At 73.0% G+C, this 12,807-nt stretch carries 13 protein-coding genes and 1 rRNA gene; 5 read left to right on the top strand and 9 right to left on the bottom strand.

Annotation, left to right across the window (positions count from 1 at the left end; translation table 11 throughout):
- The first annotated feature begins 58 nt into the window (after positions 1-58).
- Positions 59-1,417, top strand: coding sequence for an FtsX-like permease family protein (locus tag ACZ5GP_RS20340; protein ID WP_468752179.1), 1,359 nt, complete (start codon positions 59-61; stop codon positions 1,415-1,417).
- A 19-nt stretch (positions 1,418-1,436) separates the two neighbouring features.
- Here the strand turns inward: ACZ5GP_RS20340 and ACZ5GP_RS20335 are convergent, their stop codons facing one another.
- From ACZ5GP_RS20335 to ACZ5GP_RS20325, 3 genes are read right to left on the bottom strand one after another with little or no spacing between them, the layout of a single operon-like run.
- Positions 1,437-2,342, bottom strand: a complete 906-nt coding sequence (locus ACZ5GP_RS20335) for an NAD kinase (RefSeq protein ID WP_468752522.1) — start codon at positions 2,340-2,342, stop codon at positions 1,437-1,439.
- Between the two features lie 11 nt (positions 2,343-2,353).
- Entirely contained in the window at positions 2,354-3,169 is an 816-nt protein-coding gene (locus ACZ5GP_RS20330) for a TlyA family RNA methyltransferase (protein ID WP_468752178.1), read from the bottom strand.
- A gap of 45 nt (positions 3,170-3,214) precedes the next feature.
- Entirely contained in the window at positions 3,215-3,541 is a 327-nt protein-coding gene (locus ACZ5GP_RS20325; protein WP_468752177.1) for a hypothetical protein, read from the bottom strand.
- Between the two features lie 42 nt (positions 3,542-3,583).
- Between ACZ5GP_RS20325 and ACZ5GP_RS20320 the strand changes: the two genes are divergently transcribed.
- A complete protein-coding gene (locus tag ACZ5GP_RS20320; protein WP_468752176.1) occupies positions 3,584-3,931 on the top strand; it encodes an alkyl sulfatase C-terminal domain-containing protein in 348 nt (115 codons plus the stop codon).
- On the opposite strand, the gene ACZ5GP_RS20315 is transcribed toward ACZ5GP_RS20320, so the two are convergent.
- The 3 genes from ACZ5GP_RS20315 to ACZ5GP_RS20305 all read right to left on the bottom strand — a co-directional run bounded on the left by ACZ5GP_RS20315 (position 3,915) and on the right by ACZ5GP_RS20305 (position 6,860).
- Complete coding sequence (locus ACZ5GP_RS20315) at positions 3,915-4,727, bottom strand: ABC transporter ATP-binding protein (RefSeq protein ID WP_468752175.1); 813 nt, start codon at positions 4,725-4,727, stop codon at positions 3,915-3,917. The two genes, ACZ5GP_RS20320 and ACZ5GP_RS20315, sit on opposite strands and share 17 nt — an antisense overlap.
- 64 nt (positions 4,728-4,791) lie before the next feature.
- Entirely contained in the window at positions 4,792-5,820 is a 1,029-nt protein-coding gene (locus tag ACZ5GP_RS20310; protein WP_468752174.1) for a FecCD family ABC transporter permease, read from the bottom strand.
- The gene (locus ACZ5GP_RS20305; RefSeq protein WP_468752173.1) at positions 5,817-6,860 is read right to left on the bottom strand and encodes a FecCD family ABC transporter permease; all 1,044 of its coding nucleotides are present in this window, start codon (positions 6,858-6,860) and stop codon (positions 5,817-5,819) included. The genes ACZ5GP_RS20310 and ACZ5GP_RS20305 overlap by 4 nt, the downstream gene beginning before the upstream one ends.
- Positions 6,861-6,912: 52 nt before the next feature.
- Between ACZ5GP_RS20305 and ACZ5GP_RS20300 the strand changes: the two genes are divergently transcribed.
- Entirely contained in the window at positions 6,913-7,812 is a 900-nt protein-coding gene (locus ACZ5GP_RS20300) for a siderophore-interacting protein (protein ID WP_468752172.1), read from the top strand.
- Positions 7,813-7,843: 31 nt separating this feature from the next.
- On the opposite strand, the gene ACZ5GP_RS20295 is transcribed toward ACZ5GP_RS20300, so the two are convergent.
- Positions 7,844-8,896, bottom strand: a complete 1,053-nt coding sequence (locus tag ACZ5GP_RS20295) for an HAD hydrolase-like protein (protein ID WP_468752171.1) — start codon at positions 8,894-8,896, stop codon at positions 7,844-7,846.
- A gap of 72 nt (positions 8,897-8,968) precedes the next feature.
- On the opposite strand from ACZ5GP_RS20295, the gene ACZ5GP_RS20290 reads away from it, so the two are divergent.
- Complete coding sequence (locus tag ACZ5GP_RS20290; RefSeq protein ID WP_468752170.1) at positions 8,969-10,252, top strand: DUF1015 domain-containing protein; 1,284 nt, start codon at positions 8,969-8,971, stop codon at positions 10,250-10,252.
- Positions 10,253-10,366: 114 nt separating this feature from the next.
- On the opposite strand, the gene ACZ5GP_RS20285 is transcribed toward ACZ5GP_RS20290, so the two are convergent.
- Entirely contained in the window at positions 10,367-11,107 is a 741-nt protein-coding gene (locus tag ACZ5GP_RS20285; protein ID WP_468752521.1) for a tetratricopeptide repeat protein, read from the bottom strand.
- On the opposite strand from ACZ5GP_RS20285, the gene ACZ5GP_RS20280 reads away from it, so the two are divergent.
- Entirely contained in the window at positions 11,078-12,370 is a 1,293-nt protein-coding gene (locus ACZ5GP_RS20280) for a hypothetical protein (RefSeq protein WP_468752551.1), read from the top strand. The two genes, ACZ5GP_RS20285 and ACZ5GP_RS20280, sit on opposite strands and share 30 nt — an antisense overlap.
- Before the next feature lie 119 nt (positions 12,371-12,489).
- Here ACZ5GP_RS20280 and rrf read toward each other — a convergent pair.
- Positions 12,490-12,606 (bottom strand): 5S ribosomal RNA (gene rrf, locus ACZ5GP_RS20275).
- Positions 12,607-12,807: the final 201 nt, after the last annotated feature.

Genomic DNA, 12,807 nt, shown 5'->3' with positions numbered 1-12,807 from the left:
ACGATCCACCGGCCAGCCGCATGGTGGCGGCCGGTCCCCCGGCGGGACCATGATCCACATGGCAACAGGACTGGCACTGGCGGCGCTGCGCGCGCACCGCCCGGCGTTCGTGGGCACCGCGGTGGCCGCCCTCTTCGCGGCGACGGTGGTGAGCGCGTCCACGATGATGCTCGGCACGACCAGCGCCGGCAGCACCAGCGGGCTCTCCGCCCCGGCGCGGCGCCAGATCAGGGAGAACGGCGTGGGCGACATGGCGATCGTCCTGCTGATCGGCTCCGTCTACATGTCGATCTTCGTGGTCGTCTCGACCATGGGCACCGCCGTCGCGCAGCAGCACCGCGAGCTGGCGATGGTGCGCTCGATCGGCGCCAGGCCCCGTCAGATCCGCCGCGCGGTGGCCGTCCAGGCCCTGGCCGCGTCCGTCCCCGCCGCGCTCCTCGGCTTCGCCCTCGGTGGTGTCGGCGCCCGCTGGTGGCACGCCGGCATGGTCGCCCACGGGCTGCTCCCCGCCGAGGCGGTGTTCCGTTTCGGCTGGGTCGCGCTGCCGGTGTGCGTCGGCGTGGCGGTGGTGACGACGACGCTCGCGGCCGTCCTGTCGGCGCTGCGCTTCTCCCTGCTCCGGCCGGCCCGCGCACTGTCGGAGGCGTCGACCGGCCGGCGCGGGCTCGGCATGGTGCGGGCGCTGCTGGGGGTGCTCGCGGTCGTGGGGGCGTGCTTCGTGTCGGTGCTCCTGTCGAAGCGGTCCGCGGCCGAGGCGGGCGAGGGCGCCTTCCTCGTGCTCATCCTGTTCTGCGTGGGCGCGGGGCTGCTGGGGCCGCGCCTCATCGGCCCCGCGGCGTGGGTGGTGTCGGCGCTGGTCGGCCGGTTCGGCCCGAGCGCCCGCCTGGCGATGCTCAACGTCCGCTCGCAGCCCCGCCGTTTCTCCGCCGCGGTGGTCCCCCTCACCCTGGTCGTCGGCTTCGGCCTCACCAAGATCGGCATGCGTACGACCGCCCAGCACCGCACGGGTTCGGCGGGCAGCGCGGGCGAGGTCTGGCTGGACTACGTGGGCACGGGGCTCTACGCGGGCTTCGCCGCCATCGCCGCGGCGAACACCCTCGCCATGATCTCCTTCGAGCGCCGCCGCGACGTGGCGCTGCTGCGGGTGGTCGGCAGCCGGCGCGCCCAGGTGCGGGCCATGGCGGCCTGGGAGGCCATGGTCGTCGCCGCCACCGCGCTGCTGCTCGGCGGCGCGATCGCGCTCGGCACGCTGGCCCCGATCCTCAGCACCGCGTTCGGCTCGGCCCTGCCGTATCTGCCGTGGGCCGTCCCCGCCGGCATCGCGGCGGGGACGCTGCTGCTGACCCTGCTCGCCACCGGCCTCCCGGTGCACGCCGTGATGCGCCGACGGGCGATATCGGTGGTCAGCGGGACGTGACGGCGCTTTCGCGCATGCCCTAGTGCGGCGCCCCCCGCCAACCCGACACCGGCAGGGCGAACTTGGCGACGAGCCGGTCGGTGAACGAGGCGTGGTGCAGCCGCGCGAGCCGCACCGGCACCGCGCCCCGGCGCACCTCCACCCGCGCCCCGGAGGGCAGTTCGACGGTCCGCCGCCCGTCGCACCACAGCACCCCGTGCGGCGTGTGCGGCTGGACCTCGACGGCCAGCACCGAGTCCGGGGAGGTCACCAGCGGCTTGGCGAACAGGGCGTGGGCGCTGATCGGCACCATGAGCAGCGCCTCCACCTCCGGCCACACCACGGGCCCGCCCGCGGAGAACGCGTACGCCGTCGAACCGGTCGGTGTCGCGCAGACGATGCCGTCGCAGCCGAAGCCGGTGACCGGCCGGCCGTCGATCTCCAGGACGACCTCCAGCATCCGCTCGGGCGACACCTTCTGGACGGCGGCTTCGTTCAGCGCCCAGTCGCGGTGCACGATGTCGCCGTTGCGGTGCACGATGACGTCGATCGTCATGCGCTCCTCGACCTCGTACGACTTGGACACCACCCGGTCGACGACCTTGTCCAGGTCGTCGCGCTCGGCCTCGGCGAGGAAGCCCACGCGCCCGAGGTTCACGCCGAGCATGGGCACCCCGGAGGCCCGCGCGAAGTCGGCGCCGCGCAGCAGCGTGCCGTCGCCTCCGAGGACGACGATCAGCTCGCAGTCGTCGATGCAGTCGGCGGTGGCCTCCCTGACCGTCTGGACGGCGGAGGGCAGCGGCAGGTCGGCGGCCTCGGCCTCCAGGACCCGTACGCCGATGCCGCTGCGCAGCAGCCCCTGGACGACGAGTTCGGCACTGCGGATGGCCGCGGGCCGTCCGGTGTGCGCGAGCAGGAAAACGGTACGCGCATCGGTCTGGGTCACTCGGGTCTGGGTCAACGGGGCCCCTCCGCCACGGCACGGTCAACGTCCGCCGGGTCCAGCTCGTCGGCCCCGGCGCGCAGCCACAGAAAGTACTCGACATTCCCCGAGGGCCCCGGCAGCGGGCTCGCGGTCACCCCGCGCACCCCGAGACCGAGCCCCCACGCCTGGCGTGCGACGCCGCGCACGGCGTCGGCCCGCAGTTCGGCGCTGCGCACCACACCGCCGCTGCCGAGCCGCTCCTTGCCCACCTCGAACTGCGGCTTGACCATGAGCACCAGGTCCGCGTCGGGGGCCGCGCACCGCACGAGGGCCGGCAGCACCAGGCCGAGCGGGATGAAGGAGAGGTCGCCGACGACGACGTCGACGGGCACGCCGTCGATCGCTTCCAGCGTCAACTCCCGCACGTTCGTCCGGTCCTTCACGGTGACCCGGTCATCGCTCTGCAGCGACCAGGCGAGCTGGCCGTAGCCGACGTCGACGGCGACGACGTGCGCGGCGCCGGCGCGCAGCAGGACGTCCGTGAAGCCACCGGTGGACGCGCCCGCGTCCAGCGCGCGCCGCCCCTCGACGACGAGCCCTTGCGGCCCGAAGGCGGCGAGAGCGCCCGCGAGTTTGTGGCCGCCGCGTGAGACGTAGTCGGGGTCGCTGTCGTCCTGCGAGACCACGATCGGGGCGGCCGTCTCCACCTGGGTCGCGGCCTTGGTCGCGACGGTCTTGCCGACCGAGACCCGGCCTGCGGCGATCAGCTGGCTCGCGTGCTCGCGCGAGCGCGCGAGCTTCCTGCGGACGAGCTCGGCGTCGAGGCGGCGTCGTGCCACTCCTGCCACGTTCGGTTCAGCTCCATTCCAAGGGGGGTGGCCCGTAGGGCCTCGTCAGGGGCGGTGGTCGGGTGCCGGGTGGGCGTACGAGGGTGACGGCTTGCCGGTGGGGGCCGGCGGGCCGAGGCGCGCGTCGAGCGCGGTCAGCGCGTCGCGCAGGCCCTGGTGTACATCCTCGTACACCTCGATGTGGCCGTCGGTGGCGAGGTGGTCCGCGTCCCCGAGCCGGGCGAGGAGCGGGTCCACGTCGGCGTTGCCGGTGGGGGTGCGCTCGACGCCGAGGGGCGCGGGGGCGGCGGGGTCGTACGACGGTTCGTCCGGAACCTGAGGGTCCGGCTCGACCGCCTCCCCTGCTCCGGGGCCCGCGTGAGAGTCGCTCATGACACGACGCTACCCCGAAGGGCTGCGGTACCGTCGATCACGATGGCGACCATGGCGGAGTGCCGCACGGCACTCGACAGACTCTCGGACACTCTCGCGTCCGCCGACGGCGACGTGCGCGGCGCCGCTGCCCTGAACCGCTCGCTGAGCTGCCGCGTCACCGATCTCGACGTCACCTTCGTGGGCCGGCTCGAGAACGGCCGGATCACGGTGCTCGACAGCCACCCCGGCCCGCCCCGCGACAAGGCGGAGATCCGCCTCGCGATGACCGGGGACGACCTGGTGGCGCTGGTGGCCGGCGAGCTGAACTTCGCGAAGGCCTGGGCCGGTGGCCGGGTCAGGCTGGAGGCGGGCTTCCGGGACCTGCTGAAGCTCAGATCGTTGCTTTGACCGGCGTCCGCCGTCCCGCGCGGGCGGCCGGGATCACCAGCGGCGTCCCGCTCTCCGGGTCCTCGATGATCCGGCACTTGATTCCGAACGTCTGCTCGACCAACTCGGCGGTGACGATGTCCGACGGCGCGCCCTCGGCGAGCACCGCGCCGTCGCGCAGGGCGATGAGGTGCGTGGCGTAGCGCGCCGCGTGATTGAGGTCGTGCAGGACGGCGACGAGGGTGCGGCCCTGCTTCTCGTGGAGTTCGGCGCACAGGTCGAGGACGTCGAGCTGGTGCTGGATGTCGAGGAACGTCGTCGGCTCGTCGAGGAGCAGCAGCGGGGTCTGCTGGGCGAGCGCCATCGCGATCCACACGCGCTGGCGCTGCCCGCCGGACAGCTCGTCCACGTAGCGGTCGGCGAGTTCGCGTACGCCCGTGGACTCCATCGACTCCGCCACGATCCGCTCGTCCTCCGGCGACCACTGGCGCAGGAGCCCCTGGTGGGGGTAGCGGCCGCGCGCGACGAGGTCGCCGACGGTGATGCCGTCGGGGGCGATGGACGACTGCGGCAGCAGGCCGAGGGTCTTGGCGACCTTCTTCGCGGGCATCGAGTGGATGGTGTTCCCGTCGAGCAGCACGCGTCCGGCGGAGGGCTTGAGCATCCGGGACAGGGCGCGCAGGAGCGTGGACTTGCCGCAGGCGTTGGGGCCCACGATCACGGTGAAGGAGTGGTCGGGGATCTCGACGGACAGTTTCTCCGCGATGACGCGCTGGTCGTAGCCGAGGGTGACGTCGTCGGCGATGAGCCGGTTCACAGCAGCACGCTCCTGGTCGTGGGGTGGTACGCGGTCGTGGGCGACAGGGGGTCCCGGCGGGGTCTCATATCCGGCCCGCCTTGCGCTGGGTGACGAGCAGCCACAGCAGGTAGACGCCGCCGAGCACGCCGGTGACGACGCCGACGGGCAGTTGGTCCGCGCCGAAGGCCCGCTGCGAGGCCAGGTCCGCGACGACCAGGAGGGCGGCGCCCATGAACATCGACGGCATGAGGTTCGGTCCCGGCGAGCGCGTCAGGCGCCGGGCCAGCTGCGGCGCGGTGAGGGCGACGAAGCTGACCGGCCCGGCGGCGGCGGTCGCGGCCGCGGTGAGCAGCACGGAGGCGGTGAGCAGCACGGCGCGGGTGCGTTCGACGGGTACGCCGAGCGCGCCGGCGACGTCGTCGCCCATCTCCAGCATCCGCAGCGGGCGCCCGTACACCAGGACGAGCGGCACGAGGGCGGCGCAGAGCACGAGCAGCGGCCAGACCTGTTGCCAGTCGCGGCCGTTGAGGGAGCCGGTCATCCAGACCACGGCGCGGGCGGCGTCGACGAAGTCCGCCTTGGTCAGCAGATAGCCGTTGATGGCCGTGATGAAGGCGGAGACGCCGATGCCGACGAGCACGAGCCGGTAGCCGTGCACCCCGCGCTTCCAGGCGAGCAGGTAGATGGCGACGCCGGTGACGAGACCGCCGACGAGCGCGCCGCCCGCCACTTCGACCGCGCTGCCCTTGAAGAGGACGATCATGGTGAGCGCCCCGGCGGTCGCCCCCTGACCGAGGCCGAGCACGTCCGGACTGCCCAGCGGGTTGCGGGCGATGGACTGGAAGAGCGCGCCGCCGAGCCCGAGGGCGGCGCCCACCAGGAGCCCGACGAGGACCCGCGGCAGCCGCAGGTCGTTGATGATGAACTCCTGCCCCGCGTCGCCGTTCCCGAGCAGTGTGCGGATGACGTCGGCGGCCGGGATCGCGAAGTCGCCGGTGCCGATCAGGACGACGCTCGCGGTGAGCGCGGCGACCAGGAGCAGGGCGCAGACCACGGCCGTGCGGACGTCGAGGCGCACGGAGAGGCCGCCCCTGGTGCGTAGCGCCTTCACAGCTGGGCCACCTTCCGCCGCCGTACGAGAAAGATGAAGACGGGCGCGCCGATGACCGCGGTCACGATGCCCACCTGGAGTTCCGAGGGCCGCGCCACGACGCGGCCGACGACGTCCGCGCCGAGCAGCAGGACCGGCGAGAGGACGGCGGCGTACGGCAGGATCCAGCGCATGTCGGGGCCGGTGAAGGAGCGCACGATGTGCGGCACCATCAGGCCGACGAACATGATGGGTCCGCAGGCGGCGGTGGCGGCCCCGCACAGCAGCGTCGCCGCCGCCATCGACAGGGCGCGGGTGCGCGTGAGGTGGGCGCCGAGCGCGCGGGCGGTGTCGTCGCCCATGGCCATGGCGTTGAGCGGCCGGGCGAGGCCGAGGGCGAGCACGGTGCCGACCGCGAGGAAGGGCAGCACCTGCTGGATGGTGTCCATGGTGGCGGAGGCCAGCGAACCGACCGTCCAGAACCGCATCTTGTTGAGCGCCGCCCCGTCCATGATCATGACGGCCTGGAGATAGCCGTAGAGCGCGGCGCTGATCGCGGTGCCGGCGAGCGCGAGCCGCACGGGTGTCGCGCCGCGCGCGCCGCCGAGGACGTAGAGCAGGACACCGACGAGCGACGCCCCGAGGAAGGCGAACCACACATAGCCGCTCAGCGAGGTGACGCCGAAGAAGCTGATCGCGCTGACGACCGCCGACGACGCGCCGAGGTTGATGCCGAGCAGGCCGGGGTCGGCCAGCGGGTTGCGGGTGAGCGCCTGCAGCACGGCGCCGGAGAGCCCGAGCGCGACACCGGCGAGCAGCCCGAGCAGGTTGCGCGACAACCGCTCGCCGACGACGACGTCGCCGTACGTCCCCGAGTCGTGGAACAGCCCGTGCCAGACCTGGTCCAGAGGCATGGATTTGGCGCCGACCGCGATGCTCGTGAGAAAGACGAGCAGGAGGACGGCCACCGAGACGAGCAGCCCGACGCTGCGCAGCGTGCGGTGTTTCGGCGGCGCGGGAGCGGTCTCCGCGCGGGGTTCTGGGGGACTGTCGACCAACACCAGGTTAGGTTAGCCTACCCTCGCACTGGACTTCGACGAGAGAAGCGCCACCATGCCCACCAGCCCCTCCCCCTCGCCGACCCGCCGCCGCGCCGGTGAAGTCGAAGCGGCTCAGGCCGTGACCGACTCCCCCTACCGGTACTTCGACGTCGAGGTCCTGCGCACCGAACACCTCACCCCCGCCATGATCCGGGTGGTTCTCGGCGGCCCGGATCTCGCGCGGATGGCCTCGGCCGGCCGGGACCAGCGCATCAAGATCTTCCTGCCGCATCCGGGCCAGGACGCCCCGGTCATGCCGGACACCTCAGGCGGCGACACGCTCCAGTGGTACGCGGCGTGGTGCGCCCTCGACCCGTCGGTGCGCGGCATCATGCGGACGTACACGACCCGCGACCTGCGCCGCGACACAGGCGAACTGGTCGTCGACTTCGCCGTGCACCGCGCCGAGCCCTCGCCCGCCGACGGCCCGGCCACCAGCTGGGCGCGGACGGCGCGGCCCGGGGCCCGCATCGGCGTGCTCGCCCCGACCGACGCGGAGAACGCCGCCTACGACTTCCGGCCGCCGCCGGACACCGACTGGCTGCTGCTCACCGCCGACGAATCGGCGCTCCCGGCCGTCGCGGGCATCCTCGAAACACTCCCCGTCGGGCTGCCGGCGCGCGTGTGGATCGAGGTCCACGACCTGGCCGAACAGCAGCCCCTGCCCACCAGGGCCGACGCCGAGATCCACTGGCTCACCCGGGAGGGCGCCACCACGGACGCGGTCCGCGGCGCGGACCTCCCCGAGGGCACGCCCTACGCCTGGGTCGCCGGCGAGTCCGCGACCGTCAAGGCCGTGCGCCGTCATCTCGTCGGCGAACGCGGCTTCGACCGCAGGCGGGTGGCGTTCTCCGGCTACTGGCGCAAGGACACGACCACGGACGAGCTGATCGACCGCGACGAGGCCCCGTAAGGCCCCGCAGCCCCTTGGCCCGCGTCGTCCCCTACAGCCCCAGCCGCGACAGGGCCTTGCCGCCGTCCGCCTCGCAGGCGCCGTCCCCCGCCTGCGTCCAAGCCGCCGCGCACAGGGCCCGCAGGCCGTCCATGGCATCGCCCTCGCCGTCCAGCGTCAGCTCGCCGCCGCGCACCGACGCCGTCCACCCGCCGCAGCCGAAACCGCCCTCGTCCGAGGAGACTTCGGGCTGCCCGGTGAGCATGCCGCGCAGATCGGCGTCCACATACGTCGGCCGGTGCTCCGGCCGGGCGGCGAGCAGCTGCGCGCCGTCCGTGACGCCCGTGAGCACCAGCAGGGAGTCCACCTCGCCGTGGAAGGCCCCCTCGATGTCCGTGTCCAGCCGGTCGCCCACGACCAGCGGCCGCTTCGCCCCCGTGCGCAGGATCGTCTCCCGGTGCATCGGCGGCAGCGGCTTGCCCGCCACCTGCGGCTCGGCGCCCGTGGCGATGCGGACGACCTCGACCGCCGCGCCGTTGCCGGGCGCGATGCCCCGCGCGCTCGGGATCGTCAGGTCGGTGTTCGACGCGAACCACGGCAGACCGGCCGCGATCGCGTAACTGGCCTCGGCGAAACGCCCCCATGCCAGGTCCGGTCCGCCGTACCCCTGCACGACCGCCACCGGATCGTCGTCCGCCGACTCGACCGGCCGCAGCCCCCGCTCCCGCAGCGCGACCCGCAGGCCCTCGCCGCCGATCACCAACACCCGGGCGCCCTCGGGCACTTGTTCGCTCACCAGCCGGGCGACGGCCTGCGCCGAGGTGATGACGTCCGACGACCCGGTCGCGATGCCCAGCTCCGTCAGGTGCTCCGCCACCGCGTCCGGCGTACGCAGCGCGTTGTTCGTGACGTACGCGAGGTGCATCCCGCCCTCGCGCGCGCTGCCGAGGGACTCGACGGCGTGGGCGATGGCATGACCGCCCGCGTACACCACCCCGTCCAGGTCGAGCAGTGCCGTGTCATAGGCCTCGCTCAGCGCCCGGCTGCTGCCGTCGGGCCGTGTCCTTGCGCCCCCGCCCGCGCTCGGGCCTGCACTCTGGCTCATTACACATCGCTCCTCGCTCGATACCACTCCCCCGATCATCGCTCATGCCACTGACACACATACGATGCCCCAATGAACACAGCGGGTCACACGGACGCAGCCGGCCTCGACCTGATCCCGTTCCGGGGCGTGCGCTACGTCCCCGAACAGGTCGGCAGTCTGGCCGCGGTGACCTCACCCCCGTACGACGTGGTCGTACGCCCCGACGGCCTGCTCCACCTGGAGTCCGCCGACCCGCACAACATCGTCCGGCTGATCCTCCCGCAGGCCACCACACCGGCGGCCCGCAACCGGCAGGCCGCGGACACCCTGCGCGGCTGGCTCGACGAGGGCATCCTCGCGCCCGACGACGAGCCGAGCCTGTACGTGTACGAACAGCGGGACGGCGAGATCCTCCAGCGCGGCCTCATCGGCGCGCTCCGCCTCTCCGAGGCCGCGGACGGCGTCGTCCTCCCCCACGAGGACGTCATGCCGCACGTCGTCGAGGACCGGGCCGCCCTCATGCGGGCGACCCGTGCCAACCTCGAACCGCTCCTGCTGACCTACCGCAGTGACAGCGGCGACGGGGCCACCGGCGCGATAGCGGCCATCGAACGCACGGCCGAGCGCGAGCCTCTTCTCGCGACGACCACCGAGGACGGATTCCGGCACCGGCTGTGGTCCGTCACGGATCCCGCGGAGATCGCCGAGATCCAGTCGGATCTCGCCTCCCACCAGGCGCTCATCGCCGACGGGCATCACCGCTGGGCGACCAATCTGCGGCTGCGGGCCGAGCACCCCTCGCCCAGCGCCTGGGACTACGGCCTGGTCCTCCTCGTGGACACCGCCCGCTATCCTCTGCGCGTCCGTGCCATCCACCGCTACCTGCACCGGCTGCCGGTGCCCGAGGCCCTGGCCGCGCTGGGGGACTCCTTCCGCGTGCGCACCGTCGAAGGCTCCCTCGACCAGGCGCTGGACGCCCTGTCGCAGGCCGCGGCCAAGGGGAACGCCTTCGTCCTCGCGGGCGACGGCGCCTTCCACCTCGTCGACAGCCCGTCCCCGGAGCTCCTGGACCGTACGATCCCCGGCGATTATCCGCAGGCGTGGCGCACGCTGGACGCGACGGTCCTGCATGCCGCGTTGCTGGACCACGTCTGGCGGATCCCGGACGCCCCCGAGCACATCGCCTACATCCATGACACCGCGGCGACCGTCGAGAAGGCCGAGCGCGACGGCGGGACGGCGGTCCTCATGCACCCGGTGCGCGAGGAGGTCGTCCGCGAGCTGGCCCGTCAGGGTGTCACGATGCCCCGCAAGTCGACGTCCTTCGGCCCGAAGCCGGCCACGGGCCTGGTCCTGCGCGCCCTCGCCTTCTGACTCCGGCCCCGGCCCCGGCCCCGGCCCCGGCCCCGGGCATACGAAAACGGGCGGGCCCCCCTTGGGGAGTCCCGCCCGTCTGCGTTTCAGCCACCCGTCCGGGCGGCGCGGACCTCAGTCCTCGTCGTCCGCGGGCTCTTCCCGGACCACGGGAGCGTCGTCGTTGGTCTCGTCGTCGCCGAGAGCGTCCACGAACTCGACGCCGTCCAGCTCGGCGAGGCGGTCCGACGCGTCGGTGCTGCCGTCCTTGTCGGACTCGATGACCTTCGCGAACCACTCCCGCGCCTCGTCCTCGCGGCCGGCGGCCAGCAGCGCGTCGGCATACGCGTAGCGCAGCCGCGGGGTCCAGGGCTGCACGGAGTTCGAGGCCAGCTCGGGGCTCTGCAGGGTGACGATGGCCGCGTCGATCTGGTCCATGTCACGGCGGGCCCCGGCGGCGACGAGCCGCATCTCGACCTGTCCCGCCTTGTCGAGCTTGTGCACCTCGGGCGCGCCGGCCATCTCCAGCGCCTTCTCGGGCCGGCCGAGCCCGCGCTCGCAGTCCGCCATGACGGGCCACAGCTCGACGCTGCCGGTCATCCGCCGCGCGGCCCGGAACTCCGCGAGCGCCTCGCTGTACTTCTGGTTCGCGTACGCGGCGAAGCCGGCGGCCTCGCGCACGGCCGCGACCCGGGAGGCCAGCCGCAGGGCGATCTTGGAGTAGGCGTACGCCTGCTCGGGCTCCTCGTCGATGAGCTTGGCGACCATCACCAGGTTCCTGGCGACATCCTCGGCAAGGCCCTTGGGGAGGCTCTGCAGCTCCTGCTGGACGTCCTTGTCGATCTCGTGCCCGGTGACGTCGTCGGGGATGGGCAGTCGCCTGATGGGCTCGCGATCACGGTCCCGGTCGCGGTCGTCGCGCCCGCCGAGGTACCCGCCACGGTCGCCGTCCCGGCGGTCGTCTCGGCGGTCATCCCGACGGTCGTCCCGCCCGTGGAAGCCGCCCGGGCGTCCGCCGCCCCGGTTGTCGTCGCGCCGCGGCGCACGGTCGTCGCGGCCGCGGAAACCGCCGCCGCCCCGGTTGTCGTCCCTGCGGAAGCCACCACCACGGGTGTCGTCGCGTCGCTCGTCCCGGCGGTCGTCGCGACGGAACCCACCGCGGTCGCCGCTACGGTCATCACGCCGGTCATCACGGCGGTCGTCGCGACGGAAGGCGGGACGGTCGCCGTCACGCCGCTCGTCACGGCGGAAGCCACCGCCACCACCACGGCTGTCGCCGCCACGGTTTTCGTCACGGCGGGGCCCGCTGGGCCGCTCGTCGCGCCGGAAGGCCGGACGGTCACCGTCGCGGCGGAAGCCACCGCCGCCACGGTTGTCGTCCCGGCGGTCGTCACGCCGGGGCCCACTCGTCGGCCGGTCGTCACGGCGGAACGGCGGACGCCCTCCGCTGTCCCGCTCGTCACGGCCGCGGTAGCCACCGCCACGGTTGTCATCGCGGCGGTCGTCGCGACGGAACCCACCGCGGTCGCCGCCACGGTCGTTGTCCCGACGGTCATCACGCCGGTCATCACGGCGGTCGTCGCGCCGGAAGGCGGGACGGTCACCGTCACGCCGCTCGTCACGGCGGAAGCCACCGCCACGGCTGTCGGCGCCACGGTTGTCGTCGCGGCGGGGGCCGCTGGGCCGCTCGTCGCGACCACGGAAGCCGCCACCACGGTTGTCGTCCCGGCGGAAGCCACCCCGGTCGGGGCGCTCCCCACCCCGGCTGTCGTCACGCCGGTCGTCGCGCCGGAAGGCGGGACGGTCACCGTCACGGCGGAAGCCACCGCCACCGCCACGGCTGTCGCCGCCACGGTTGTCGTCGCGGCGGGGCCCGCTGGGCCGCTCGTCGCGGCGGAACGGCGGACGCGCGCCACGATCCCGGTCGCCCTCACGGCGATCGTCACGCCGGTCGTCGCGGCCGCGGAAGCCACCGCCGCCACGGTTGTCGTCGCGACGGTCATCGCGGCGGAAGCCACCACGGTCGCCACCGCGGTCGTCCCGCCGTGGAGCCCCGCGGTATCCGCCCCGGTCGCCACCGTCCCGGCCGCGCTGGTCGCGCCCCGGTCGCTCGTCGGGAGAGTTGGTGGACATCGGTGACTCCTAGTCTTCGGTACCGCAGTCATTCTCGCGCAGCCGGGGTGCCGGCGCGCTTCGACAAAACAAAAGGACCCCTGGTCCCAGCGTTGGACGCTGGGACCAGGGGTCCTCCAAAGATTGTTCGGCGGCGTCCTACTCTCCCACAGGGTCCCCCCTGCAGTACCATCGGCGCTTTGAGGCTTAGCTTCCGGGTTCGAAATGTAACCGGGCGTTTCCCTCACGCTATGACCACCGAAACCCTATGAAATATCCTACGAAGACGCAGGATCTCAAACAGGGCAGCGAACAAGCACACTTTTCAATTTAGATAGTGACGCTGTTCAGCCGACACAACTGTTCGTTGTTTCAGAACCAACACAGTGGACGCGAGCAACTGAGGACAAGCCCTCGGCCTATTAGTACCAGTCACCTCCACCCGTTACCGGGCTTCCAGATCT

This window comes from Streptomyces sp. NPDC031466 (assembly GCF_055581265.1).
The sequence above is the reverse complement of the archived record's forward strand: the minus strand, read 5'-3'. Positions and strand labels throughout refer to the sequence as shown.